The 25,964-nt window shown below is 66.2% G+C and carries 24 protein-coding genes; 14 read left to right on the top strand and 10 right to left on the bottom strand.

From position 1 onward, the window contains the following. Positions 1–16 precede the first annotated feature (16 nt). On the bottom strand, positions 17–862 hold the full coding sequence (locus KGQ91_RS07690; protein WP_224420683.1) for an ABC transporter substrate-binding protein: 846 nt from the start codon (positions 860–862) through the stop codon (positions 17–19). Between the two features lie 382 nt (positions 863–1,244). On the opposite strand from KGQ91_RS07690, the gene KGQ91_RS07685 reads away from it, so the two are divergent. The 14 genes from KGQ91_RS07685 (at position 1,245) to KGQ91_RS07620 (ending at position 16,346) form a co-directional block, all read left to right on the top strand. Next, complete coding sequence (locus tag KGQ91_RS07685) at positions 1,245–2,606, top strand: sigma-54-dependent transcriptional regulator (RefSeq protein WP_224420682.1); 1,362 nt, start codon at positions 1,245–1,247, stop codon at positions 2,604–2,606. Beyond that, positions 2,603–4,696 (top strand): sensor histidine kinase, encoded by a 2,094-nt coding sequence (locus KGQ91_RS07680; RefSeq protein WP_224420681.1) that lies wholly within the window; start codon positions 2,603–2,605, stop codon positions 4,694–4,696. The genes KGQ91_RS07685 and KGQ91_RS07680 overlap by 4 nt, the downstream gene beginning before the upstream one ends. 588 nt (positions 4,697–5,284) lie before the next feature. Next, complete coding sequence (locus KGQ91_RS07675; RefSeq protein WP_224415625.1) at positions 5,285–5,473, top strand: Flp family type IVb pilin; 189 nt, start codon at positions 5,285–5,287, stop codon at positions 5,471–5,473. 67 nt (positions 5,474–5,540) lie between these two features. Beyond that, positions 5,541–6,002, top strand: a complete 462-nt coding sequence (locus tag KGQ91_RS07670; RefSeq protein ID WP_224415626.1) for an A24 family peptidase — start codon at positions 5,541–5,543, stop codon at positions 6,000–6,002. Positions 6,003–6,141: 139 nt separating this feature from the next. Then, entirely contained in the window at positions 6,142–7,500 is a 1,359-nt protein-coding gene (locus KGQ91_RS07665) for an ATP-binding protein (protein WP_224415627.1), read from the top strand. Continuing rightward, entirely contained in the window at positions 7,497–8,174 is a 678-nt protein-coding gene (gene cpaB, locus KGQ91_RS07660; RefSeq protein WP_224415628.1) for a Flp pilus assembly protein CpaB, read from the top strand. The genes KGQ91_RS07665 and cpaB overlap by 4 nt, the downstream gene beginning before the upstream one ends. A 178-nt stretch (positions 8,175–8,352) precedes the next feature. Then, positions 8,353–9,924, top strand: coding sequence for a type II and III secretion system protein family protein (locus KGQ91_RS07655; protein ID WP_224420680.1), 1,572 nt, complete (start codon positions 8,353–8,355; stop codon positions 9,922–9,924). Between the two features lie 38 nt (positions 9,925–9,962). Beyond that, positions 9,963–10,220 (top strand): hypothetical protein, encoded by a 258-nt coding sequence (locus tag KGQ91_RS07650; RefSeq protein ID WP_224420679.1) that lies wholly within the window; start codon positions 9,963–9,965, stop codon positions 10,218–10,220. Positions 10,221–10,290: 70 nt separating this feature from the next. Beyond that, the gene (locus KGQ91_RS07645; RefSeq protein ID WP_224420678.1) at positions 10,291–11,481 is read left to right on the top strand and encodes a CpaE/TadZ family protein; all 1,191 of its coding nucleotides are present in this window, start codon (positions 10,291–10,293) and stop codon (positions 11,479–11,481) included. Positions 11,482–11,524: 43 nt separating this feature from the next. Then, positions 11,525–12,946 carry a TadA family conjugal transfer-associated ATPase gene (locus KGQ91_RS07640; protein ID WP_224420677.1) on the top strand — a complete coding sequence of 474 codons (1,422 nt, stop codon included), beginning with the start codon at positions 11,525–11,527 and terminating at the stop codon, positions 12,944–12,946. Continuing rightward, a complete protein-coding gene (locus tag KGQ91_RS07635; RefSeq protein WP_224415633.1) occupies positions 12,943–13,920 on the top strand; it encodes a type II secretion system F family protein in 978 nt (325 codons plus the stop codon). Before KGQ91_RS07640 ends, KGQ91_RS07635 begins: the two co-directional genes overlap by 4 nt. A gap of 13 nt (positions 13,921–13,933) precedes the next feature. Next, on the top strand, positions 13,934–14,932 hold the full coding sequence (locus tag KGQ91_RS07630) for a type II secretion system F family protein (RefSeq protein WP_224415634.1): 999 nt from the start codon (positions 13,934–13,936) through the stop codon (positions 14,930–14,932). Positions 14,933–14,999: 67 nt separating this feature from the next. After that, complete coding sequence (locus KGQ91_RS07625; RefSeq protein WP_224420676.1) at positions 15,000–15,965, top strand: tetratricopeptide repeat protein; 966 nt, start codon at positions 15,000–15,002, stop codon at positions 15,963–15,965. Between the two features lie 12 nt (positions 15,966–15,977). Continuing rightward, positions 15,978–16,346, top strand: coding sequence for a TadE/TadG family type IV pilus assembly protein (locus KGQ91_RS07620; protein WP_224420675.1), 369 nt, complete (start codon positions 15,978–15,980; stop codon positions 16,344–16,346). Between the two features lie 15 nt (positions 16,347–16,361). Here the strand turns inward: KGQ91_RS07620 and KGQ91_RS07615 are convergent. From KGQ91_RS07615 to KGQ91_RS07575, 9 genes are all read right to left on the bottom strand, one after another. Further along, positions 16,362–17,878 (bottom strand): IS3 family transposase gene (locus KGQ91_RS07615; protein WP_231514359.1). Its coding sequence is split into 2 segments (ribosomal slippage): positions 16,362–17,441 and positions 17,444–17,878, totalling 1,515 coding nucleotides; the frame shifts between segments, so codons are not numbered across the junction. 63 nt (positions 17,879–17,941) lie between these two features. Then, the gene (locus KGQ91_RS07610; RefSeq protein WP_377173143.1) at positions 17,942–18,613 is read right to left on the bottom strand and encodes an AAA family ATPase; all 672 of its coding nucleotides are present in this window, start codon (positions 18,611–18,613) and stop codon (positions 17,942–17,944) included. 51 nt (positions 18,614–18,664) lie between these two features. Beyond that, positions 18,665–19,972, bottom strand: a complete 1,308-nt coding sequence (locus KGQ91_RS07605; protein WP_011871464.1) for an NAD(P)/FAD-dependent oxidoreductase — start codon at positions 19,970–19,972, stop codon at positions 18,665–18,667. Positions 19,973–19,988: 16 nt separating this feature from the next. Further along, on the bottom strand, positions 19,989–20,819 hold the full coding sequence (gene fghA / locus KGQ91_RS07600) for an S-formylglutathione hydrolase (protein ID WP_011871465.1): 831 nt from the start codon (positions 20,817–20,819) through the stop codon (positions 19,989–19,991). A gap of 58 nt (positions 20,820–20,877) precedes the next feature. Then, positions 20,878–22,212, bottom strand: coding sequence for a DUF3422 family protein (locus KGQ91_RS07595; RefSeq protein ID WP_007182550.1), 1,335 nt, complete (start codon positions 22,210–22,212; stop codon positions 20,878–20,880). Between the two features lie 182 nt (positions 22,213–22,394). Further along, entirely contained in the window at positions 22,395–22,793 is a 399-nt protein-coding gene (locus tag KGQ91_RS07590; RefSeq protein WP_006402499.1) for a VOC family protein, read from the bottom strand. 43 nt (positions 22,794–22,836) lie between these two features. Beyond that, the gene (locus KGQ91_RS07585) at positions 22,837–23,946 is read right to left on the bottom strand and encodes an S-(hydroxymethyl)glutathione dehydrogenase/class III alcohol dehydrogenase (protein ID WP_007182549.1); all 1,110 of its coding nucleotides are present in this window, start codon (positions 23,944–23,946) and stop codon (positions 22,837–22,839) included. Between the two features lie 59 nt (positions 23,947–24,005). Then, positions 24,006–24,281, bottom strand: coding sequence for a formaldehyde-responsive transcriptional repressor FrmR (gene frmR / locus KGQ91_RS07580; protein ID WP_006402495.1), 276 nt, complete (start codon positions 24,279–24,281; stop codon positions 24,006–24,008). A 112-nt stretch (positions 24,282–24,393) separates the two neighbouring features. Then, a protein-coding gene (locus KGQ91_RS07575) for an IS3 family transposase (protein WP_231514359.1) occupies positions 24,394–25,910 on the bottom strand; the annotation gives its coding sequence in 2 pieces (ribosomal slippage) (positions 24,394–25,473 and positions 25,476–25,910; 1,515 coding nt in all). Positions 25,911–25,964: the final 54 nt, after the last annotated feature.

The following is a 25,964-nucleotide window of genomic DNA, read 5'->3' as shown; positions in this document are numbered from 1 at the left end:
GGGAGGGAGAGTCGGCTCAGTTGGCGCCGACCGCCTTGGACGGGTCGACCGCCTCGCCGGCGCTGGCGTGGAACAGCACCTTGCCCTTGAGGCGGAAGGCGTCGATCAGGGTCTGCCCCTCGTCGGAGATCAGCCACTGCGCCAGGGCCCGCGCGCCCTCGGTATTGAGGTTCTTGTAACGCTCCGGGTTGACCAGGATCACCTGGTAGGGGTTGAACAGCTTGGTGTCGCCCTCGACCAGGATGGAAAGATCCAGGTTATCCTTCATGGCCAGCCAGGTGCCGCGGTCGGTGAGGGTGTAGCCCTGCAGCTCGCTGGTCATCTTGAGCACGGCGCCCATGCCCTGCCCGGCGGCCTTGTAGTTCGAGAAGTCGGGGGTCACGCCCGCCGCCTTCCACAGGTGGTTTTCCTTCTTGTTGGTGCCGGAATCGTCGCCGCGGGAGACGAAGGTCGCGTTCTTGTCGGCCAGCGTGGCCAGCGCCTTGACGGCGTCATCACCGCCCTTGATGCCGGCCGGATCGTCGCTCGGGCCGACGATGACGAAGTCGTTGTACATCACGCCGTGGGGCTCGACGCCGTAACCGGCATCGACGAAGGCCTTCTCCGCCGCGGGCGCGTGGGTGAGCACCAGGTCGACGTCGCCGTCCCGGCCCAGGCGCAGCGCCTTGCCGGTACCCACGGGGATGACCTGGATCTGGTAGGGATGATCCTGTTCGAACTTGGGCAGCAGGTAGTCGAGCAGGCCGGAGTTGTAGGTGCTGGTGGTGGTCGCCAGGCGAATGATCTCGGCCGCCTGAGCCCCGGTCGCCAGCATGGCGGTGACGGCCGCGATGGCGAGCAGCGAAAGCCGACGTTTCAGCATGGGATCTCCTCGTGTCGTGTCGGATTGCGATGTGCTCGCTTCCCTCAGCAATTTTTGTGCCCGCCTGCGGCATCAAGCGCCCGGCACCGGGCTATCGCGATCATGTCAGCGAGAGGCGCCGGGGACAGGCCGGAGAGGGGGTCCTCGGCCCAGGGAGGGCCGAGGTAGCGCCCAGGGACGGGCTTACAGCGCCCCCGCGAAGGCCTGTCGCCGGAACAGCCTCGAGCGCGTCACCGAAGACGATCATGCGAGCCCCCTGCTTCCGGACAATTGCCGGATTCTATCCGGGCTTTTACCATGAAAATAATCCGGTCGCTCATTAGATGTAACAAATTGACCCAATATCGGGACACTTTGTCCCGAGACGCAGAGAACGCCGTACATGACCGCATCCACCGAACTGCCGACCGCGTCCGTCCTCATCGTCGACGACGAACCCGGCATGCGCAGTTACCTGTCCAAGGCCCTGGCCTCGCGCTTCGCGCTGATCGAGACCGCCGACTCGCTGACCGCGGCGGAAGCCCTGCGCCAGCGGCTGCACTTCGACCTGCTGCTGGTCGACATCCGCCTGCCCGACCGCTCGGGGGTCGACTGGCACGAGGCGCTGGGTCCCGAACGGCGCAGCGACGTCATCTTCATGACCGCCTATGCCGACCTCGACATGGCGGTGAAGGCCCTACGCGCCGGTGCCAGCGACTTCATCATCAAGCCCTTCCGCCTCGAACAGCTGCAGAGCGCCGTCGACCGCTGCCTCGCCCAGCGCCGCCTGGCGCGGGAAAACTTCGTGCTGCAGCGCGAATCAAAGCGCCTGCGTCACGCCGACGAGAGCATGATCGGCGACAGCCAGGCCATGGCTCAGGTGCGCGCACTCATCGAGCGGGTCGCGCCGACCCCCTCGGCGGTGCTGATCCACGGCGAGTCGGGCACCGGCAAGGAGCTGGTGGCACGCGACCTGCACCGCTTCTCGGGGCGCTTCGGCGCCTTCGTGCCCCTCAACTGCGGGGCCGTCGCCGGCGACCTGCTGGAATCCGAGCTCTTCGGCCACGTCAAGGGCGCCTTCACCGGCGCGGTCAAGACCCGCGACGGCCTGTTCACCTACGCCGACGGCGGCACCCTGTTCCTCGACGAGATCGCCGAGATGCCGCTGGCCATGCAGGCCAAGCTGCTGCGCGTGCTGGAGAGCAAGCGCATTCGCCCGGTGGGCAGCGAGCAGGAGCGCCCGGTGGACGTGCGCATCGTCGCCGCCACCCACCGCGACCTCCAGCAGGAGGTCAACGAGGGCCGCTTCCGCGAGGACCTCTACTTCCGCCTCAACGTGCTGACCCTGACGCTGCCCGCGCTGCGCGAGCGCCCCGAGGACATTCCCGCCCTGGCGCACCACTTCTCCCGGCAGCTCTCCCGGGAGCTCGGCCTGGCCGCTCTGCCCTGGCAGCATGCCGACCTCGAGCGCCTGACCCGCTACGCCTGGCCCGGCAACATCCGCGAGCTCAAGAACTTCATCGAACGCTGCATCCTGCTCGGCAAGCTGCCCGGTGAAATGCTCGATGACGGTGCTGCCACTCCCGAGGACGCGCCCGGCACCGGCTACCCCAGCGACTGGACGCTGGACGCCGTGGAACGCGCGCACATCCTCGCCGTGCTCGACGCCCACGGCCACACCAAGTCGAGCGCCGCCCGCGCCCTGGGCGTGTCGCGCAAGACCCTCGATCGCAAGCTGGCCGCCTGGCAGGACACCGGCGCATGAAGCGGCTGCGGCGCTGGGTCCGCGCCTCGATCCGGCGCCGCCTGCTGTGGCTGGCCTTCGCGCCGCTGGGGCTGCTGATCCTGGCCCTGACCGCCCTCACCGCCTACTGGACCTCGACCTACAACGATCGCCAGCTGTACATGAAGGTGCGCGCCGACCTGGCGGTGGCCTCGCGGGTGCTCGACGGGCTGAGCCAGCGCCAGCAGGCGCGTCTCGAGGAGCTCGGTCACAGCCATGCGCTGGGTTCGGCGCTGAACGGCGAAAGCACCCAGTCGCTCGCCGCGCTGCTCGACGAGACCCGCGCCGCCATGCAGCTGGACTGGCTGCGTGTCGTCCCGCTCACGGCCTTCGACGACGCCCCCGAGCTGCAACGACGCCTGCAGTCGCCTGCCGATGACGGCGGCCTCTCGGGGCTGGACGTGCTCGACGCCGGGCGGCTCGACAACCTCGCGCCGGGGCTGGCCCGCCGGGCGCGCATCGCCCTGCGCAAGACGCCACGGGCGACCCCCAGCACCCGGCAGTACGAGACCCGCGGCATGGTGCTGCGCACGCTCTATACCCTGCCCGCCACCACCGGTCACCCCCGCCTGCTGCTGGATGGCGGGCGCCTGCTCAACGGCGCGACCGATCCCGTCGACGACATCCGCGACCTGGTCTACGGCCCGGGCACCCTGCCCGAGGGCACCACCGGCAGCGTCACGCTGTTTCTCGACGACGTTCGCGTCGCCACCAACGTGCGCCTGGACAACGGCGAGCGTGCCCTGGGCACCCGCGTCTCCGAACCCGTCAGCCGCCGGGTGCTGGGCGACGGCAAGCGCTTCATCGACAACGCCTTCGTGGTCAGCGGCTGGTACGTGGCCGCCTATGCGCCGCTCGAGTCGCTGACCGGCGAACGCATCGGCATGATCTACGCCGGCTTCCCGCTGGCCCCCTACGAGGCGCTCTACCGCGAGACCCTGCTGCAGATCGGCGCCGTGCTGGCGGTGATCGTGCTGATCTCGGGGCTGCTGGTGATCCGCGGCGTGGACGTGCTCGCCAGCCCGGTGCGCCGCATGCACCACGTCATCCACGGCATCCGCGAGGGCCGCCGGCTGCGCATCGGCCACCTCAACGGCCAGGACGAACTGGCCGAGCTGGCCCAGGAGTTCGATGCCATGCTCGACCGCCTGGACGCCCACCAGGACGCCCTGCAGCGCGCCGCGCAGACCCTCGAGCGGCGCGTCGAGGCACGCACCCGCTCGCTGAGCGAGAAGACCCGTGCCCTGGAGGAACACGTCGCCCTGCTCAAGCAGGCCCGCGCCAGCCTGATGACCCAGGAGAAGCTCGCCGCCCTGGGCGAGATGACCGCCGGCATCGCCCACGAGATCAACAACCCCGCCGCCGTGATCCTCGGCCACATCGAGGTGCTCGCCGACCGGCTGGGGCCCGACGTGGAGCCGGTGCGCGACGAGGTCGAGACCATCATCGCCCAGGTCGAGCGCATCCGCGCCCTGATCGACAACCTGCTGCAGTATTCCCGGGCCGGCCGCCACGACACCCGCTTTCACCGCGAGGACATCAACGCCATCGCCGCCGACACCGAGCTGCTGGTGCGTCACGCGCTGGACCGTCACGGCCATCGCCTGCACCTGGCGCTGCACGCCACCCGCGCGGTGGAATGCCACCGCGGCCAGCTCCAGCAGGTGCTGGTCAACCTGCTGCTCAACGCTACCCAGGCCAGCGACGCGCCGATGACGCTGCACCTGCGCACCCGCGACGCCAGCCGCGAGCTGCCCGGCCACGGCCGGGTCGAGGGCGTGGACATCCGCGTCGCCGACCCCGGCCCGGGCATTCCCCGCGCGCTGCGCGAACGCATCTTCGACCCCTTCTTCACCACCCGCGAGGCCGGCTCCGGGCTCGGCCTGGCCATCAGCCGCGGCATCGTCCGGCGCAGCGGCGGCGAGCTGAGCGTCGCCTCCTCACCGGGGCGCGGCACCATCTTCCACGTCTGGCTGCCCGCCCGGGCGATCCCCAGCGGCGCCGAGGAAACCACCACCCGCAAGCTGCTCGACTCGCTGAGCGACATGTCTACCCCCTCGGCGCGGGGGTAGGCTTTGCCTGAAAACTGGCTGCGCTCGATCATGCTGCGTTAAAAATCAGCTCAAAATGCTCATTTACACCTCGTAAACTCCGCTTTCTCGCTGATTTTTGCCTTGCCTGATCTTCGCTCGCCGACTTTTCGGGCAAACCCTATGGCCGCCCCGCTACGTAACAATGCGTAAACAATCCCTGCCACACCGTCGAAAAAGCTCATCTACGGTACCCGCCACAAACTGAAAAACCCGCTCGATTCGGGATGATTTTTTTCATCTCCCGCCTGCCCAACCGGCTAGCTGAGTGGCCCTCGATCGTTAAACAGCGACTCATGAGCCGTGCAACAATCGCGTCACAAGTCGTTGTTTTATGAACGCTCATCGCATGGCGAGAGCCACCTTCCTCGCCCCCGTCGCCTCAGTCCCCCTCTCCAGCCGCGCATGACGCCGCCTCATGCGCCCGCCCGAGCTGCAAGATACTCCTGATCCATTGCAAGAGAATACAAGCCGTAACATTCAGATACACCCAAGCTGACTTCGGGAGCTGACTCCCGGGGGCAAAACAACAAGCCCAGTCAAAAACAGGATGCAACGGAGATTCAGGACATGAACAAGTTGATGATGGGTGTGCAGCGGTTCCTGAAGGACGAGGAAGGGACCGAAGTCGTGGAATGGGCGCTGGTGGCCGGACTGATTGTGGCGGTGGGTGCTGCAGTATTCACGGGGATCGGTACACAAGCCAAGCTTTACCTGAACAATCTGCTGACCGCCATGGGCGGCACTGCAGTTGCATAGAAGGTGAATTGGGGCACCGGGCTTACCCGGTGCCCTTATTAATATGGTCAATAAAGGAGCGAAATCGATGCAGCCTTCATCACTGATTCTTGCCGCTCCTTTGGCACTCCTGCTGGTAAGCGCAGTGATGTGGGATCTGCGAAAGCGCCGCATCCCCAATCTACTGATTATGGCCGGGGCCGTTGTGGGCATCCTGCTGCAGGGACTGCTGGCAGGCCACGACGGGGCCCTGGCCGCCATCGAAGGGCTGGGTATCGGCCTGATTGTTCTTCTTCCGGGCTATCTGGCCGGATTTACCGGGGCCGGCGACGTCAAGTTGATGGCCGCCATCGGCACCTTCCTGGGACCCTACAGTGTCTTTCTTGCCGCACTGGCCAGCATCGCCGTGGGGGGGGCTGATCGCCCTGGGCTTCGCCGCGAGCGCACCGTTTTCCCGTACCACCATCTCGCCCTGGGCACGCTACGGGCTGATGCTCAGGACGCTGGTCGTTACCGGCCGGCCGGTCTACCTCGCGCCTGCCGAGGGTGAGGTGATGGGCCGCAAGTTCCCCTATGCGGTGTCGATCGCCATCGGCACCACCCTGGTTCTGCTCTGGCAGTCGCCGTGGCTGGCTAACTGAGCCTGAACCTTCTCGTGCCCCTTCTCGTGAACTGACGGAGATGACGCCATGATCCGCCCCGATGCCGCCCCGCTTGCCGCCGAGCCGTCAGCGCCAGCCCCTCTGGCGCCGCGCCCGCGCGACCTGGCGGAGGCCGGGCTGAGCGAGCTGTACGTGTCGGACCTGATCTCCAAGCATTTGTTCGAGCAGGGCGTGCTCGACCTGCAGGAACTCACCCGCTGCGTCGCGCTCGCCGGCGGCCTGCTGGAGCCGGTGCTGGCCTTCCTGCGCGAGACGGCGCGTGTCGAGGTGCGCGGCGCCACCCTGGACGGGCTGCTGCGCTTCGCGCTCACCGAGCGTGGTCGACTGGCGGCACAGGAAGCCCTGGCGCGGGACGGCTACATCGGCCCGGCGCCGGTGCCGCTGGCCCAGTACGCCGCCCTCGTCGAGCGGCAGTCGATGAGCGCCCGCAGTGTCGATCGTGACCGCGTGCATGCCGCCTTCGCCGATATCCAGATCCGCCCCGAGCTGCTCGACCAGCTGGGGCCGGCGCTGCACTCCGGGCGGGCCACCTTCATCCACGGCGACGCCGGCACCGGCAAGACCTATATCGCCCGCCGGCTGGCGCGGCTGCTGGCCGGCGAGGTGCTGATACCCCATGCCGTGCTGGTCGCCGGCAAGGCGGTGCGCCTGTTCGATGGTGGCGTGCACGAACCCCTCGAGGCACCGCTGGAGGATACAGCGAGCGTCGCCGAGTCATACCTGAACTCGCTGCATCTCGGCCAGGGCCACGACCCGCGCTACGTGCCCTGCCACCGCCCGGTGGTGGTGGTCGGCGGCGAGCTGACCATGGACATGCTCGAGGTGCAGTACGACACCGCGACCCGCATCCACCATGCCCCGGCCCAGCTGCGGGCCAACAACGGCATGCTGGTGATCGATGACCTGGGGCGCCAGCGCATGCCGCCGGACGAGCTGTTCAACCGCTGGATCGTGCCCATGGAGGAGCGTCGCGACTTCCTGAGCCTGCGCAGCGGCCAGCACTTCCAGGTGCCCTTCGATGTCGCCCTGGTGTTCTCCAGCAACCGCCACCCGCGGGACCTGGCCGACCCGGCCTTCCTGCGCCGCATCGGCTACAAGATCCGCTTCGACCCGCTGGCCCGCGACGAGTACCGGACGATCTGGCAGCAGGAGTGCCACCGCCACGGGCTGGACGCGGACCCGGCGATGGCGGACTTCGTCATCGACGCCCTGCACGGCCGCCACGGCGTGCCGCTGCTGCCCTGCCACCCCCGCGACCTGCTGGGGCTGGCGATGGACTACCTGGGCTACCGCGGCGAGGCCGCGCTCGACGAGGCCGCGCTGCGCTGGGCCTGGCGAACCTACTTCATGGAGCCCGGTGCCGCCGGGGAGGAGCGTGAGTCATGAGAAAGAAGGGTGTGGTCGCGATGCTGGGGATCTCCCTGGTACTGGCGGCGGGAGCCGCGGGGCTGGCCAACAGCTGGCTCAAGCAACGCGCAGGCGGCGACGCGCCGGACACCGCCTCGGTGGTGGTGGCGGCGCTGGAAATCCCCTTCGGGCGCAAGGTCCAAGCCGCCGATCTCAATACCATCCAGCTGCCGCCCTACGCGGTGCCCAAGGGCAGCTTCACCTCGGTGGATCAGGTGGTGGGCCAGGTCAGCTCGCAGCCCATCTACCCCGGGGAGGTGGTGCTCAAGAACCGGCTCTCCGAGTACCTGGGCGGCAGCGCCCTGTCGGCGGTGCTCGCCCCCGGCAAGCGGGCGATCAGCGTTCGCGTCGATGACGTGGTCGGCGTCGCCGGCTTCCTGCTGCCCGGCAACATGGTGGACATCGTCTCGACCCGTCGCAATGGCGGCGGCCGCCAGGTCACGTCGAAGACCATCCTGCAGGAGATCAAGGTGCTGGCCGTGGACCAGATCGCCTCCCAGGACCGCGACAGCCCGGTGATCGTGCGCGCCGTGACCCTCGAGGTCACCCCGTCGCAGGCCGAACAGCTCGTCGAGGCGACCCAGGAAGGCCGGGTGCAGCTGACCCTGCGCAACCCGCTGGACAAGAAGAAGGCACCCGTTGAGGTCGCCTAGGCCGAACCGGCCGCGCCCAAGGCACCGCCGAAGGCTGCGGTCACCCACCACCGGCCGGTGGCGATGCGGGTCAGCGTGATCCGCGGCACCCAGATGAGCTCGACGGTAGTGCGCAACTGACGCGCCGCCGGCGAGCCCGCCAATGCCGCTTCATAACGAAAACAAGGGTGAGGGTCTCATGAACAACCAGGGAACAAGAAGGCTGCTGACCGGGCTGGTCCTGGTGCTGGGTCTGGGTTGGGGGCCGGTGGCCGGCGCCCAGTCCACCGGCGCGGTGCCGCTCGCCATCTCCGGGCAGAACCGGGCCATGTCGGTGGACGTGGCGATCGACAAGTCCAAGGTGCTGGACTTCCCCCACCCGGTGAAGATCCTCTCGGTGGGCAACCCTGACGTGGCCGACATCGTGGTGGTGCGTTCGGGGCAGATCTACGTGCTCGGCAAGTCGCTGGGCAACACCAACGTGGTGCTGTGGGACCGCAACGACAAGGTTCAGGGCTCGCTCAACATCGAGGTAACCCCGGACATGGAGTCGCTCAAGGCGGACCTCCACGAGCTGCTGCCCGACGAGTCGGTGCAGGTGCGCGCCGCCAACGGCCGGCTGATCCTGAGCGGCGAGGTCTCCAGCGCCGAGCGCATGGACACCGCCCTGCGGCTGGCCGAAAGCTACGTGCCTAAGGGCAAGGATGACAAGGGCGACTCGCCGATCCTCAACATGATGCAGGTGGGCGGCGCCCAGCAGGTCATGCTCGAGGTCAAGGTCGCCGAGGTCACGCGCTCGCTGGTCAAGCGCCTCGAGAGCCAGTTCAACGTCTTCAACATCGTCGGCTCGTCGCTGCGCCTGGGCGCCGTCAAGGGCGGCGCCACCTTCCCCGACGCCCTGTTCAATGATGCAGCCGGGCAAGGGCGCCTGCCGGCGGTCAGCGGCGGCAATCCGCTCGGCACGCCGACGGGCCCGGTCGTCGACGAGTTCGCGCCGAGCACGGCGACCATCGAGGATGCCGGGATCTTCGCCAGCTACCAGCGCGGCGACTACCTGCTCAACCTGGTGCTCGACGCCGCCAACCGCCAGGGGGTCGCCAAGATCCTCGCCGAGCCCAACCTGACCACCCTGACCGGCGAGGAGGCCACCTTCCTGGCCGGCGGCGAGTTCCCCATCCCCGTGCCCCAGGGCGACGGCAAGGTGACCATCGACTACAAGGACTTCGGCGTCGGGCTCAACTTCGTGCCGGTGGTGCTGGACTCGGGGGTCATCAACCTCAAGGTGGGCGTGGCGGTCTCGGATCTGGTCTCGGACAACAGCCTGACCGTGGCCCCGAGCGGCGCCTCCAGCCAGTTCTTCGTGCCCGCGCTGGTCAAGCGCAGCGCCAGCTCCACCCTGGAGCTGGGCAACGGCCAGACCATCGCCATCGCCGGCATGCTCAACGAGAACCTGCGCCAGAACGTCAGCAAGCTGCCCGGCCTGGGCGACCTGCCGGTGCTCGGCGCGCTGTTCCGCAGCCAGGAGTTCATCAAGGACCAGACCGAGCTGGTGATCTTCGTCACCCCGCGCCTGGCCAAACCGATGACCCCGGACCAGGCCCACCTGCCCACCGGCAGCTTCGTCGCCCCCAGCGACGTGGACTTCTACCTGCTGGGGCGCCTGGGCGGCCGCCCGGAAGCCCCGGCCAGCCAGGGCGGCGGCGAGTCCGTGGACCCGCTGCTCAATCGCCGCGACGGCGGCACCGAAGGCCGCTTCGGCCATGACCTCTGAGCGTGCCCATGAACGCGTGCCAACCCAGGAGAGCCGCCATGTACCGCCATCGACTGCTGCTCGTGACCCTCTGCTCGGCGCTGGTCGCCGCCTGTGCCCCCAATCCCGAGGAAGGGCTGCCGCCCTACGGCGCCAGCGTTCACCACATGCTGCAGGCCCAGACCTACCGCCCGGGCGACACGCCGCCGCCACCGACGCTGCACGGCGACCGGGCGGCCGGCACCATGAACGCCTATCGGAATGGCGATGCGCCGTCCGCCGGTTACGGCGCCAGGATGCCCGATGTCTCGCAATGAGCCCCGCGCCCTCGGGCACCACGCCCGGCGGCGGCGGGACACATCCACATTCCGATCAGTGAGGTAGGGTATGCGCAATCGACTGGATGTACTGCTGGCCGGCCGCTCGCGGGATGAGCTGGGGGCGCTCGAGACCCTGCTGCGCACCCGCCGCGATGTCGGCGTCAGGACCCGCGTGCTGCTCAACGGCACGGTCGACCCGCTCAAGGACGTCTATCCGCTGCCGGATGCCCTGGTGCTGGTGGCCAGCGAGAACTGGCGCGCCGAGCTGGCGGCCTACGCCGAGCGCCCGCCGGGCGAGCGCCCGCCGCTGCTGGTGGTCGGCGAGGCGTCCAATACCGAGCTGATCCGGGTGGCCATGCGCGCCGGCGCCCGGGACTACCTGTCGCCCCCCGTCGACGACGGCGAGATCGGCCAGTTCCTCGGCGAACTGCTGCGCGACCAGCGGGTCGCCGCCAGCCAGAAGGCCGCCCGGCTGACCGCGGTGATCAACGCCAAGGGCGGCTCGGGGGCGAGCGTGATCGCCGCCAACCTGGCCCATGCCCTAGCCGCCTCCCTCGAACGCCACACCGTGCTGGTGGACATGGACGTGCAGTTCGGCGCCCTGCCGCTGTACTTCAACCTCACGCCCCGCAACGGCCTGGTCCGCGCCCTGGAGCTGGTCGACAGCCTCGACCTGCTGGCCCTGGAGGGCTACGTGCTGCCCCACCAGAGCGGGCTCGACCTGATGGCCTCGACCCCCGAGGACCGCATGACCATCGCCGAGGTGCCCGAGGAGCGGGTGGAGATGCTGCTCAAGCTGCTCGGCGAGGCCTACGAGGACATCGTCGTCGACCTGCCGCGCTGGGTCAGCGGCGCCACCGCCATGACCCTGGAACACGCCGACCAGGTGCTGGTGGTCATGGAACAGGGCGTGGCCCACCTGCGCGACGCCCAGCAGCTGGTGAGCATCCTGGGCAACGAGCTGAGCATCGCCGACTCGCGCATCACCGTGGTGGTCAACCGGTTCAGCAAGAGCAACCCGATCTCGCTCAAGGATATCCAGGAGGCGCTGCCGGACCTGCAGGTGATCAGCCTGCCCAACGATTACCGGCGGGTCAGCCGCAGCGTGAACATGGGCAGCCCGCTGCTCGAGACGGCCGGCGGCGCCGCGATCACCCGCCACCTGGAACGCCTGGCCCGTTCGCTCGACGAGGGCGACGGCCAGCTGCGCACCCGCAGTTCGGGATGGAACCTGCTGGGCTGGGCCCGGCGCGCCTGACGATGGCTGACCATGCCTGACGATGCCCGAGAGGAGAGAATCGATGAACCTGCGCGAACGACTCACCGGCAGCAACGGCCACGCTTCCAACGGCCATGCCGCCAACGGCAACCCCGCCGGTACCACCCCGCCGCCGAACAATGCCGGCTGGACGGCCCCGGGGCTGCGCGGTGGCGACGGCGGCCTGAGCGAGGAGGAGCAGGCCTTCAAGGAGGCGCTGTTCAAGCGGCTGGTCAAGACACTGGACCTGTCGCTGCTCGGCGGGCTGGGCGACAAGGAGGCCCGCAACCAGATCCAGATGGTCTGCGAGACGCTGATGCGCGAGGAGACGCTGCCCTTCAACGCCAGCGTGCGCCAGCGCATCGTCGCCGACCTGCAGGACGAGGTGCTGGGCCTGGGCCCGCTGGAAGCCCTGCTGGCCGATCGCACGGTCTCCGACATCCTGGTCAACGGCACGGCACCGATCTTCGTCGAGCGCCACGGCAAGCTCGAGCAGACCCGCCTGCGTTTCGCCAGCGACCGCCATCTGATGTCGATCATCGATCGCATCGTCTCCAGCGTGGGCCGGCGCATCGACGAGTCCTCGCCGATGGTCGACGCCCGCCTCAAGGACGGCTCGCGGGTCAACGCCATCATCCCGCCGCTGGCCATCGACGGCCCCATGCTGTCGATCCGCCGCTTCGCGGTCGACAACCTCACCGCCGCCAACCTGGTCGAGATCGGCACCCTGTCGGAGACGGTGTCGCGGCTGCTCGAGGCGATCGTCAAGTCGCGGCTCAACGTGCTGGTCTCGGGCGGCACCGGGGCGGGCAAGACCACCATGCTCAACGTGCTGTCGAGCTTCATCCCGCATCGCGAGCGCATCGTCACCATCGAGGACTCCGCCGAGCTGCAGCTGCAGCAGCCGCACGTGGTGCGCCTCGAGACCCGCCCGCCCAACATCGAGGGCCGCGGCGAGGTGAGCCAGCGCGACCTGGTGCGCAACAGCCTGCGCATGCGCCCCGACCGCATCATCATCGGCGAGGTGCGCGGCGGCGAGACCCTGGACATGCTGCAGGCGATGAACACCGGCCACGACGGCTCGCTGACCACCATCCACGCCAACACCCCGCGCGACGCCTTGACCCGCATCGAGAGCATGGTGGCGATGAGCGGGATCACTCTGCCGATGCGCCCGCTGCGCGCGCAGATCGCCTCGGCGATCGACGTGGTGCTGCAGGTCGAGCGTCAGGAGGACGGCCGGCGCCGCCTGGTCAGCGTGCAGGAGATCAACGGCCAGGAAGGCGATGTCATCACCATGTCGGAGATCTTCACCTTCCGCCGCGAGGGCGTGGACACCGACGGCAACGTCATCGGCCGCTTCAGCGCGACCGGGGTGGTGCCGCACTTCTATGACCGCCTCAAGCAGCGCGGCATGGACCCCGGCCTCGAGGTGTTCCAGCCGGGCGAGGAGCAATGGCGATGAACGTCAACCTCTCCGACCAGGCGATCGTCGTCATCATGGTCGCCGTCGCGGTGTTCCTGCTGGTGCAGAGCTTCATGGTGCCGGCCTTCGGCGAGAACCGGCAGGCCCGCAAGCGCCTGCGCAAGCGCCTGCGCGCGGTCGCCGACACCCCGGAGCGCCGCGAGCGACTCGCGCTGCTGAACCAGCACCGGCAGCGCTCGTCGCTGGAACGGGCACTCGGGACGCTGCCCGGCATGCGCCGCCTCGAGCGCCTCATCGACCAGGCCGGTCGCGAGACCCCGGCCTACCGGGTGGTGCTGGTCAGCCTGACCCTGGCCGTGGTGGCCGGCCTTTTGCTCGCCGAGTGGACGAGCTTTCCGCTGATGGGCGCGATCGGCGGGATCGTGGCCGGCGCCCTGCCCCTGCTCAAGCTGCTGCGCGAGCGCAACCAGCGCCTGGCGACGTTCGAGGAGCAGCTGCCCGACGCCCTGGTGATCATGGCCCGGGCGCTGCGCGCCGGGCATCCCTTCAACGACGCCATGAAGCTGGTCGCCGAGGAGATGCCCGACCCCATCGGGCCGGAGTTCCGCATCACCTTCATGGAGATCAACTACGGCGGCGACATCCGCCTGGCCCTGGAGGGGCTGCTGGAGCGCATCGGCAGCGTGACGGTGATGGTCTTCGTCACCTCGGTGCTGATCCAGCGCGAGACCGGCGGCAACCTCGCCGAGCTGGTGGAGGGGCTGGCCGCGGTGATCCGCGAGCGCTTCCGCTTCCACCGCAAGCTGAAGACGCTCTCCGCCGAGGGGCGCCTGGCCGCCTGGATCCTGTCGCTGCTGCCGTTCGGTCTGGCGGGCGTGCTGTCGATCACCAGCCCGGACTTCCTGCCGATGCTGGTCAAGGATCCGGTCGGCCGGCAGATGGTCATGGCGGCGTTCGTGATGACCATCATCGGCATCCTGTGGATGCGCCGCATCGTGCGCATCGAGGTGTAGAGGGAGACGCGTCATGGAATTCCTGAATCAGCTGCGGGCCCTGCTCAATAGCCTGATCGTCGACCCCGAGCTGGCCCAGCTCAGCTTCGTGGCCCTGCTCGGCCTGGCGGTCTTCGCCCTGCTGGCCGCCATCATGCTGCTGTTTTTGGGGCTGGCCGACCCGTTGCGACGCCGGCTCAAGCATCTCGAGGCGCAGCCGGCCGGTGCCACGGCGGGCAACGCCGGCAGCGCCACCGCCGGGGATGGTGTCGGCCAGGGCCTGCGCGGCCTGGTGGACCCCATGGGCAAGCGGCTGATGCCCACCGAGGAGGAGGCCCGCAGCAAGGCCTACGGCCGGCTGCGCCAGGCCGGCATCCGCACCCCCGGCGCCCTGAACACCTTCTTCGGCGCCAAGCTCGGGCTCGCGCTGCTGCTGCCCAGCGTGGCGATGGTGGCGACGATCCCCTTCCGCGTGCCCCTGAACATCGGCCTGCTGGTGGCAGCAGGGGCGGGGGTGGTGGGCTTCGTGGCGCCCTCCTTCTGGCTCGACCGCCGAATAAAGCGGCGCACGCTCGCCCTGCGCCGCGGGTTGCCCGACGCCCTCGACCTGCTGGTGGTCTGCTGCGAGGCCGGCCTGGGGCTGGGCGCGGCCATCCAGCGGGTGGCGCGTGACCTGGCGATCAGCCAGCCGGAACTCGCCGAGGAGCTGACCCTGTTCGGCATGCAGACCCGCGCGGGCATGGACACCCGCACCGCCCTGCGCGACCTGGAGGAACGCACCGGGGTCGACGACATCCGCGGCCTGGTCACCAGCCTGCTGCAGAGCATGCGCTTCGGCACCAGCATCGCCACCACCCTGCGCATCTACGCCTCGGAACTGCGCGACAAGCGCACCCAGGAAGCCGAGGAAAAGGCCGCCAAGGTGAGCACCAAGATGCTGTTCCCGCTGGTGTTCTGCGTGCTGCCCAGCTTCTTCGTGGTGTCGATCGGGCCGCCGCTGCTGGGCGCGTTCCGGGCCATGAGCGGTCACTAGGTTTTATCCGAAAAGTCGGGTTTCTCGGGAAGGCAGACAACAAGTTCATCGAGCAGGGGGCACCATCATGAAAATGAAAACCAAGGGCGTGAAAACCACCGGCAGGACCCTCCGGCTTCTCGGCATCCTCGCCGCCAGCGCCTGGCTGGCGGGCTGCGCCGGCACGCCGCAGAAGAACACCCAGGACGAGTTCGGGGTCTTCTCCGACGGCAAGTCGTCGGCCACCTACGCGACCGCCTTCCCGGTGGGCTCGCCGGAGGAGGCCTATCGGAACGGCGACGCGGCCGTGCAGTCCGGCGACTACGACCGGGCGCTGTTCGAGTACATCCGCGGGCTGCGCCTCGCCGACACGCCCTCCGCCGAGGCGCTCTACAAGATCGGCTACATCCATTACCAGCGGGACAACTACCGTCTCGCCTCGCTGGCGTTCCGCTGGGTGCTCAAGCTCGAGCCCGACAACGCCCTGGCGGGCACCGGGCTCGGCGAGGTGCTGCTCAAGACCCGCCACTACAAGGAGGCCGAGAAGCAGCTGCGCGGTGTGGTCATCGCCCACGGGCAGGCGCCGTGGCGGGCCTACAACGGGCTGGGCATCCTGCTGGACATCCAGGGCAAGGGCGAGGAGGCCGAGAAGGTCTACCAGGAAGCGCTGAAGGTCAACCCGAACTCGGCACTGGTGCTCAACAACCTGGGCTATTCGCGCTACCTGCGCGGCGACTGGGACGGCGCCAACGAGGCGCTGGAGTCGGCATTGCGCGCCCAGCCCGGCTACGAGCTGGCCTGGCGCAACCTGGGGCTCGTCCACGCCCGCCAGGGCGACTACGACTACGCCCTGGAGGCCCTGGAGCGCAGCAGCAAGCCGGCCCAGGCCTACAACGACGTCGGCTACGTGACGATGATCTCGGGCGACTACTCGCGGGCCCTGTCCTTCTTCGAGGAGGCCATGCGCCAGTCGCCCTCCTACTACGTCACGGCGAGCGAGAACGCCCGCAACGTACAACGCAAGCTGAACCGCATGAGCGGCAGCGCCCTGTGACGGAGGCCGACCATGAAATCATTGCGCAGACAGAATGGATCGGAGACGGTCGAGTTCGCGATCAGCGCGAGCCTGCTCTTCCTGCTGCTGTTCGGCATCATCGAGTTCAGCGTGGCGCTGTTCGACAAGGCGACGCTGACCAATGCCAGCCGCGAGGGCGCGCGCACGGGCATTCTCTTCCGCCCCGACCCGCGCGACCTGACGGCCGAGGATGCCGCCATCACGGCGGCGGTGCAGGACTACGCCGACCAGTACCTGATCTCGCTGGGCGGGGCGGCCTCGATGACGGTCGACATCCAGCGCCAGGACCTGACGGGGGATTCGACCTTCAATGCCGGTGACGCCCTGCAGGCGGAGTCTGTCAACATAGATGGCACATGAAATGGTTCTGGCTCTTTAAAATCCCGCTGCCTGTGGCACCGGGTCCCGCTCGGGATTTAGGTGTACGATCTCAGGCAGGCTGAGTTTCCGGATGTCACCCGACCAGCGCTCCGGGTGGCGCTGCTTAGCCGCCTCGAAGACTTCCCGGCGCTGCGCCAAGATGCCCTTGGCCTCGCCGTTATGGCGCTGACTCGGCGTGACGTAGCGAAGGGCACTGTGCCGGTGCTCATGGTTGTACCACTCGGTAAATTGCTGAACCCAGTCCTGAGCCTCGGTCAGGGTAGCGAACCCCTCGGCGGGGAAGCCCGGCCGGTACTTGAGCGTCTTGAAGGCCGACTCGGCGAAGGCGTTGTCGTTACTCACCCGTGGACGGCTGTACGACGGGGTGATGCCCAGGTCGTAGAGCTTCTCCAAGAAGGTTGCTGCCTTCATCGGGCTGCCGTTATCTGAGTGAAGGATCAGGGGCTTGTGACGATCGGTGAGGTGCTCTCGCCAGCAGGCCTTCTGGATCAGCTCGGCGGCCAGCTCGCCAGTCTCCGTCTCGTAGACCTCGTGCCCAACGATCTTGCGGCTGAAGACGTCCATGATCAGGTACAGGTACCACCAGGTACCGCGTGCTGGGCCCGGCAGCCAGCTGATATCCCAACACCACAAGTAGTTAGGCGCCGTGGCTTGGTGCGTCGTCGGAGAGCGCTTGCGCTGCGGGGCCTGCTGTCGGCCCCGGTGGTGTTGCTGGTCGTATTCATGGAGCACTCGATACATCGTCGACTCAGAGGCCAGGTAGCGGCCCTTGTCCGCCTGATCGGCCACGATGAAGGCCGGAGGGCGGCTCCGGTACTCCGGGGCGTTGCACAGCGCCAAGACCGCCTCTCGCTCCTCAGGCGATAGCTTATTAGCCGGTTCCGGGCGGTCGGCGTCGGGGCGGCGATCCGCCGTCACCTCGCCTTCGGAGACCCAGCGATAGTAGGTCCGCACGTTAATGCCCATCACCTGACAGGCCTTGGCCAGCCGAGCACCGTCACGCTGGGCGTCTTGCACCAGGGTCACGATGCGCTGGCGATCCGGGAGGCTGGTCAGTCGTCCTCGTCGTTGGTCGTGCCCCAGATCGCCTCGGCCTTTTTTGACAGGGCCAGCAGCGCCGCCGTCTCGGCCAGGGCCTTGTCCTTGCGGCGCAGCTCACGCTCCAACTGACGGAGCCGCTTTTGCTCGGCCTTCCGCGCCTGGCGAAGCTGCTTGGCCTGCGCTGCCGCATCGTCGTTGGCGTTCATGCAGGCATCCCGCCAGGCCTCCACCTGCTCGGGATAGAGCCCACGCTCGCGGCAATAGGCGCTGAGTTCGGCCTCATTCATCGGGGCCGTTTCCAGGACGATCTGGAATTTCTCCTGGCTGGTCCAGTGATCGGGCTTGGTGGAACGTGATGGCAAAACCTGTCCTCGTGCTCTGGCCTGTTTCCGCCAATTGTAGAGGGTTGTCGCGGTGATGCCTTCCTGCTCGGCCAATTCCGGGATGGTCATGCTCATGGGCGGTGCCATCTTCTTGAGGATGGCTTCCTTACGTTCTGCGGGGTAACGCACGTTGTTCACCTCTCAATCCGTTTAGGTGACAACTACGTTGAAGCATAGGGACGCCGCATTCGTCACCTGCTCAAGCAGATTGAGGAAGCGCCTGCCATCGCCATCGGCAAAGCCCTTGAGCAGATCCAGCGCGTCCGCGTCCAACGTGACGCCCTGGAGATGCGGCAGTGCGCGTTCGTAGAGTTGGTTCAGTTCGTCGCTGGACAGCGGTTCGAGGGTATAGACCTGCGCGCGCGAGAGCAGTGCGGAATTGACCGCCAACCCCGGATGCTCGGTCGTCCCCCCCACCAGGGTCAGGAGCCCCGACTCGACATGGGGCAGCAGGGCATCCTGCTGCGCCTTGTTGAAGCGATGGATCTCATCGACGAAAAGCACCGTCGATCGACCATGGTTGTCCAGTTCGGCCTGGGCCTCGTCGATGGCTTGCCGGATGTCCTTCACCCCGGCCAGCACGGCCGAGATGGCGATGAATCGGCTGTCGGTCGCACTGGCGGCCAGGCGCCCTAGGGTGGTCTTGCCCACGCCTGGCGGCCCCCAGAGGATGAACGAGTGCAACTTGCCCGCCTCGAACGCGAGACGCAGCGGCTTGCCGGGGCCGAGCAAGTGCCGTTGCCCGACGAATTCGTCCAGCGTCTTGGGCCGCAGGAGTTCGGCCAAGGGAGGCTTGGGCTTTGTCGTGAATAGATCGGTCAAGTTCCTCTCCCTGGCATTTCTGATAGTTGACGTTCCGATAAGGTGGGCACCTCAATCCAGAGAGCCGGATTTATCCAACGCCGTGGGCTCTTTGTCGGCAATCGCATGCATGATGATGCGAGAGCCGCGGTAGCCGATGCTGTGGTTCCATACCCAGCTCAAAGCGACACTGAGACGATTTCGCGTGCCGATCAGAAAGTAGATGTGCGCCAGCTTCCAGATCCACCACGCAAAGGCACCACGCAGCTTCACCCGCCCCATGTCAATCACCGCCAGGCTGCGGCCGATGGTGGCCAGGTTCCCCTGATGCCGGTATTTGAAAGGCCCGTCAGCGGGCTTGCCCTTCAAACGCCGTCCAATCAGGTTAGCGACGTACTTCCCTTGCTGTTTGGCGGCCGGGGCGATGCCCGGCACGGGCTTCCCATCGGCCATGGTGCACGAGGCTGTATCGCCGATGGCGAAGACCTCCGGGCGACCGGCCACCGTCAGGTCAGGGCCAACGACCACTCGACCAGCACGATCAGACGCAGCGCCCAACCAGCGAGCCGCGGGAGACGCCTGGACTCCGGCGGCCCAGACGATGGTCTTGGCCGAAAGGGGCTTGCCGCCATACACCACGCCGTCGGCCGAGCATTCGGTGACCGGAGTACCCAGCACGACCTCGACCCCGAGTTTTTCGAGTGCCTGGCGCGTATAGGCCGAAAGATCCTCTGGAAAGACCGACAACAGACGCGGGCCAGCCTCGATCAGTACAACCCGCGATGTGCTCGGGTCGATCGAGCGGAAGTCACGCGCCAGCGTGTCTCGTGCCAGCTCGGCGATGGTTCCGGCCAATTCAACCCCGGTGGGACCACCACCGATGATGACGAACGTCTGCAGCGCGGCACGCTGCTGAGGATCGCTCGTGCGCTCAGCTTCCTCGAAAGCCGCGAGGATTCGGCCCCGAATGGTCGTGGCATCTTCCAGCGTCTTCAACCCCGGCGCGAAAGCCCCCCATTCGTCGTGTCCGAAGTAGGCATGGGTAGCACCTGTCGCGAGCACGAGCGTGTCGTAGGTTTGCCGCATTCCATTGTTGAGAATGACCTGACGCGCGTCCTGATCGATACCTTCCACTTCCGCCATCAAGGTGTTCACTTCCGGGCGATTTCGGAAGAGATAGCGAATAGGCCAGGCGATCTCGGATGTCGAAAGTGACGCACCTGCGACCTGGTAAAGCAAGGGTTGGAACAGGTGATGATTGCGCCGATCGATGATCGTCACATCGACCTCGACACCAGCAAGCTGGTTGGCAACCTCGATCCCGCCGAAGCCCGCTCCGATAATGACGACGTGATGTCGGTTTTTGGAGGTCTTTGTCATGACCTGATCTCCTCTCTCAGCGTTTCAGCGCCGATGCGTGGTGTGCCATATGCTCGCCAATGAAGCTGGCAATGAAGTAGTAGCTGTGGTCGTAGCCTGGGCGCAGATTCAACGTGAGCGGGTGCCCCGTCTCGTCGCAGGCTTTGCGCAGCAGGTCGGGCTGAAGCTGGCTCTCCAGGAACTCGTCGCCCAAGCCCTGATCAACCAGCAACGGCAAACGCTCCTGCACGGTGCGAATCAGCTCCACGGTGTCGTACTGCTTCCACACTTCCCGATCGCTGCCCAGGTACGCCTCGAAGGCCTTGTGCCCCCAGGGAACCTGGGTGGGGGCGACGATGGGCGAGAAGGCCGAGACGCTTCGATAACGGCCCGGGTTGCGCAGGGCGATGACCAGAGCGCCGTGTCCTCCCATGGAATGGCCGCTGATGCTCCGCTCCGCTGTCACGGGAAAGTGGGCCTCGATCAGCGCCGGCAATTCCTGCACGACGTAGTCGTACATCCGATGATTCGCAGCCCAGGGTTCCTGTGTGGCGTTGACGTAGAAACCCGCCCCCTGTCCGAGGTCATAGGCAGGATCGTCGGCAACGCCTTCGCCGCGAGCACTGCTATCGGGCGCGACGACGGCAATGCCATGTTCGGCCGCGTAGCGCTGGACGGCGGCCTTGGTGATGAAGTTCTGCTCGGTGCAGGTGAGGCCTGAAAGCCAGTACAGCACCGGCACCTTGCCGTGCTGTGCCTGCGGAGGCAGATAGACGCCGACCTTCATCGTGCAACCGAGCGTCGTGGATTCATGCTGATAAACGTCCTGCCAACCATCAAAGCTGGCGTGATGTTCGATGCGTTCCATGTAGTTCTCCTATGTTCAAAGGAACGGCGCAGCTCTCGCGCGCCAGGACGGCAGCTCGTCAGGAAGATTTCTCTTCCGCTGCCGTGTCGCCGTGGGCGTGTCTGATCCTGCGCACGATCCACCAGATCGTCAGCATCACCGCAGGCACCAGAACCGCCATCACCGGCGCCACGCTGTCGTGAACCATCGGAATGCCCTTGAGCAAATAGCCGAGAAGACTCACGACGTAATAAGAAATTGCCGCGACCGACAGGCCTTCGACGGTTTGCTGAAGGCGCAATTGCATCTTGGCCCGGTTGTTCATCGACGCAAGCAGATCGCGGTTCTGGCGTTCAAGCTCGACGTCGATCCAGGAACGCAGCAACGCGATGGCCCGGGTCAGCTTGTCGGAGAGCTTGGTCTGGCGCTCCTTTACGGATTGGCATGTCCGCATGGCGGGAGCGATGCGACGCTGCAGGAAATCCGCCCAGGTGCAGTACCCGGATACGGCCTCTTCCGAAAGCGCTGCCAGCCTTTCCTCGACGATCTCGTAGTAGGCACGACTGGCGCCGAAGCGATAGAGATTCGCCGCAACGCCAGCTTCCAGTTCGGCAGCCAGGCCGGTCAATTCGGACAGCAGCACGTCGCTGTCGCGCCGTTCCACCAAGCTCGTACACATCTCGTCGGTGATCGCCGCAAGGCGCGACTCCATGCGCCGCAGCTCCGACGTCATCGACCGCGTCAACGGCAAGGACAGCAACGCCAAGGTACGGTAGGTCTCGATCTCCAGCAGACGTTGAGCCAGCGCACCCGCCCGCGCCGGGGTCAAATCGCGGGCAAGGACGAGGATCTGCGTCAGGCCATCCTCATCCTGTCGGAAGTCGGTGAGGATGGCGGCAGAGCCGTTCTCCACCAGCGAGTAGCACAGGCTGGCAGGATCGAAGCGATCGGCCTCCTTCTCCGTTTCCGGCGTCCATGGAAGAAGTCTCAAACGGATGCCGGATACGACCGGGCCGGGAGGAACAAATCCATGCTTGAACGGATTTTCGCCGCACGGCTCTCCCGTCTCGGAATCCAGCGAAGCGCACCAGAGATACGTTGAGAACTCGGTGTGCTTTTCACAGTGCAGGTCTCCCTCATCCCATGTCATGCCGTGAAGCGGCGTAGCGTGGTCGGGCTCGGCAACGCCGAAGCGATGAGACAACTCACTCATCGCCATCTGATCCCTGGCCTGATCGCCTTCGGTCATGAAAGCGAGCTGCAATATGCCGCGGGGGGCCTGAATCAACAGATGCGGGCGCGCATGCACTTCACCCACGGCCGCAGCACGATCGGCATAGGCCGGCATGCCGTACACGGTGGCGGTCGGGGCGGGTTGTACGGTCGTCGTATTGATGTTGGCCGGCTCTTGCATAACGACCTCATTTCTCATTGGTTGAAAAACACGCTTCAAAGCAAATGCCCGCAGCCATGCGTTTCGCACATGGCTGCGGGCCGATCTTCATGAGCAGGCACCGCTCTACACGGTCCGTCTAATAGGCTCGCCGTATAGAGGCTTGTGCTGGCCCTTTCAGAACGCCCTCAGCTTCCTTGCTTTCAGACGAAGGTGTACGAGCAGACCTTGTTGCCCGCCGGATCACGCAGGTAGGCCGCATAGGCACCCGGCAGGTGACCACGTGCGCCAGGCTGGCCCTCGTCGGTGCCGCCTGCGGCAAGGCCGGCAGCATGGAAGGCATCCACTTCGGCGGGAGTGGCGGCCGCAAAGCCGATCGTCACGCCGTTGCTGGAGGGCGCTTCACCATTGCCCGGACGGGCGATGATGAAAGCCGGCTTTTCGCGACCGAAAAGTACCCATCCGTTGTTGAAAGGACCGAGGTTCTTGATGCCAAGAGCACCCAGAGCGGCGTCGTAGAACGCGACCGACTTCTGAACGTCGGCAGCGCCGATAAAAATGTGCGAAAAGATGCCATCGCCAGAAATGACAGGAGTGGACATGATTAATTTCCTTGGTGGTTGGTGTTGAATGGGTAGTGGGCGGTCAGTAGTGGATCACCGTGCGAATCGACTTGCCTTCATGCATCAGGTCGAAGGCCTTGTTGATGTCGTCGAGGCCCATGGTGTGGGTGACGAACGGGGCGAGATCGATCTCGCCTTTCATTGCGTCCTCCACCATGCCGGGAAGTTGAGTGCGGCCCTTGACCCCGCCGAAAGCCGAGCCCTTCCAGGTGCGACCGGTGATCAACTGGAACGGGCGCGTCGAAATTTCCTTGCCTGCACCAGCCACGCCGATGACGATCGACTGGCCCCAGCCACGATGTGCTGCTTCTAGTGCCGAGCGCATCACGTTGACGTTGCCGATGCACTCGAAGGTGTGATCGACACCCCAACCGGTCATCTCGATGAGAACCTCGTGAATCGGCTTGTCGAAGTCCTTCGGGTTGAGGCATTCGGTCGCGCCGAAGGTACGAGCCAGCTCGAACTTCGCTGGATTGGTGTCGATGGCGATGATGCGACCTGCCTTGGCCTGGCGTGCCCCCTGAATCGCAGCGAGCCCGATGCCGCCGAGGCCGAAGATGGCCACAGAGTCACCCGGCTGAACCTTGGCCGTGTTGTGAACAGCGCCGATGCCGGTGGTCACACCGCAACCCAGCAGGCAGACATGCTCGGGATTGGCGTCCGGGTTGATCTTGGCCAGCGAGACTTCGGCCACCACCGTGTATTCGCTGAAGGTCGAGCAGCCCATGTAGTGGTAGATCGGCTGGCCGTTGTAGCTGAAGCGGGTGGTGCCATCGGGCATCACGCCCTTGCCCTGGGTGGCGCGCACCGCGACACACAGGTTGGTCTTGCCGGACTTGCAGAACAGGCACTCGCCGCACTCGGCGGTATAGAGGGGAATGACGTGATCGCCAGGCTTCACGCTGGTCACACCTTCACCCACCTCCACGACGATACCCGCACCTTCATGACCCAGCACGACCGGGAAGAGACCTTCGGGGTCGTCGCCCGACAGGGTGAAGGCGTCGGTATGGCAAACGCCGGTGTTCGTGATCTTGATGAGCACCTCGCCCTTGCGCGGCGGCTCGACGTCGATCTCGACGATTTCCAGCGGCTTTCCTGGCCCGAAGGCAACTGCTGCACGTGATTTCATGATGTCGCTTCCTTTACTAGCTAACTAAATTTGCCCTCACCGAGGGCACCCTGGTGCCTCTACCGCAGATAGGAGCGGACGATAGAGATGGTCTCGTCAATGGACTTGTTCTGCGAATCGCTCCTGATTTCGCTACTGGGAAACTCTTCCCGCAGATAGCTCTCCAGAACGGTTGCCATCAATCCGTTGACTGCCCCACGAACGGCCGCAAGCTGCTGAAGAATTGTAGGGCATTCCGCACCTGCATCGAGCGCTTGCTCAAGAGTCGCTACCTGACCTTTGATGCGCCGGATGCGCGTCAGGGCTTGCTTCTTTTCTTCCGGGCTGTGTGGCATCGAACACCTCTCTACTTGGGTACACCGCCGCATTATACAATACTCCACCATAGTATATGCGGCCGAACCGGAGTCTGTCAACATAGATGGCACATGAAATGGTTCTGGCTCTTTAAAATCCCGCTGCCTGTGGCACCGGGTCCCGCTCGGGATTTAGGTGTACGATCTCAGGCAGGCTGAGTTTCCGGATGTCACCCGACCAGCGCTCCGGGTGGCGCTGCTTAGCCGCCTCGAAGACTTCCCGGCGCTGCGCCAAGATGCCCTTGGCCTCGCCGTTATGGCGCTGACTCGGCGTGACGTAGCGAAGGGCACTGTGCCGGTGCTCATGGTTGTACCACTCGGTAAATTGCTGAACCCAGTCCTGAGCCTCGGTCAGGGTAGCGAACCCCTCGGCGGGGAAGCCCGGCCGGTACTTGAGCGTCTTGAAGGCCGACTCGGCGAAGGCGTTGTCGTTACTCACCCGTGGACGGCTGTACGACGGGGTGATGCCCAGGTCGTAGAGCTTCTCCAAGAAGGTTGCTGCCTTCATCGGGCTGCCGTTATCTGAGTGAAGGATCAGGGGCTTGTGACGATCGGTGAGGTGCTCTCGCCAGCAGGCCTTCTGGATCAGCTCGGCGGCCAGCTCGCCAGTCTCCGTCTCGTAGACCTCGTGCCCAACGATCTTGCGGCTGAAGACGTCCATGATCAGGTACAGGTACCACCAGGTACCGCGTGCTGGGCCCGGCAGCCAGCTGATATCCCAACACCACAAGTAGTTAGGCGCCGTGGCTTGGTGCGTCGTCGGAGAGCGCTTGCGCTGCGGGGCCTGCTGTCGGCCCCGGTGGTGTTGCTGGTCGTATTCATGGAGCACTCGATACATCGTCGACTCAGAGGCCAGGTAGCGGCCCTTGTCCGCCTGATCGGCCACGATGAAGGCCGGAGGGCGGCTCCGGTACTCCGGGGCGTTGCACAGCGCCAAGACCGCCTCTCGCTCCTCAGGCGATAGCTTATTAGCCGGTTCCGGGCGGTCGGCGTCGGGGCGGCGATCCGCCGTCACCTCGCCTTCGGAGACCCAGCGATAGTAGGTCCGCACGTTAATGCCCATCACCTGACAGGCCTTGGCCAGCCGAGCACCGTCACGCTGGGCGTCTTGCACCAGGGTCACGATGCGCTGGCGATCCGGGAGGCTGGTCAGTCGTCCTCGTCGTTGGTCGTGCCCCAGATCGCCTCGGCCTTTTTTGACAGGGCCAGCAGCGCCGCCGTCTCGGCCAGGGCCTTGTCCTTGCGGCGCAGCTCACGCTCCAACTGACGGAGCCGCTTTTGCTCGGCCTTCCGCGCCTGGCGAAGCTGCTTGGCCTGCGCTGCCGCATCGTCGTTGGCGTTCATGCAGGCATCCCGCCAGGCCTCCACCTGCTCGGGATAGAGCCCACGCTCGCGGCAATAGGCGCTGAGTTCGGCCTCATTCATCGGGGCCGTTTCCAGGACGATCTGGAATTTCTCCTGGCTGGTCCAGTGATCGGGCTTGGTGGAACGTGATGGCAAAACCTGTCCTCGTGCTCTGGCCTGTTTCCGCCAATTGTAGAGGGTTGTCGCGGTGATGCCTTCCTGCTCGGCCAATTCCGGGATGGTCATGCTCATGGGCGGTGCCATCTTCTTGAGGATGGCTTCCTTACGTTCTGCGGGGTAACGCACGTTGTTCACCTC

Source organism: Modicisalibacter tunisiensis (assembly GCF_020148005.1).
In the GTDB taxonomy this organism is placed as follows: domain Bacteria; phylum Pseudomonadota; class Gammaproteobacteria; order Pseudomonadales; family Halomonadaceae; genus Modicisalibacter; species Modicisalibacter tunisiensis.
Note: the sequence above shows the minus strand (reverse complement) of the source record. Positions and strands in the feature narration are given on the sequence as shown.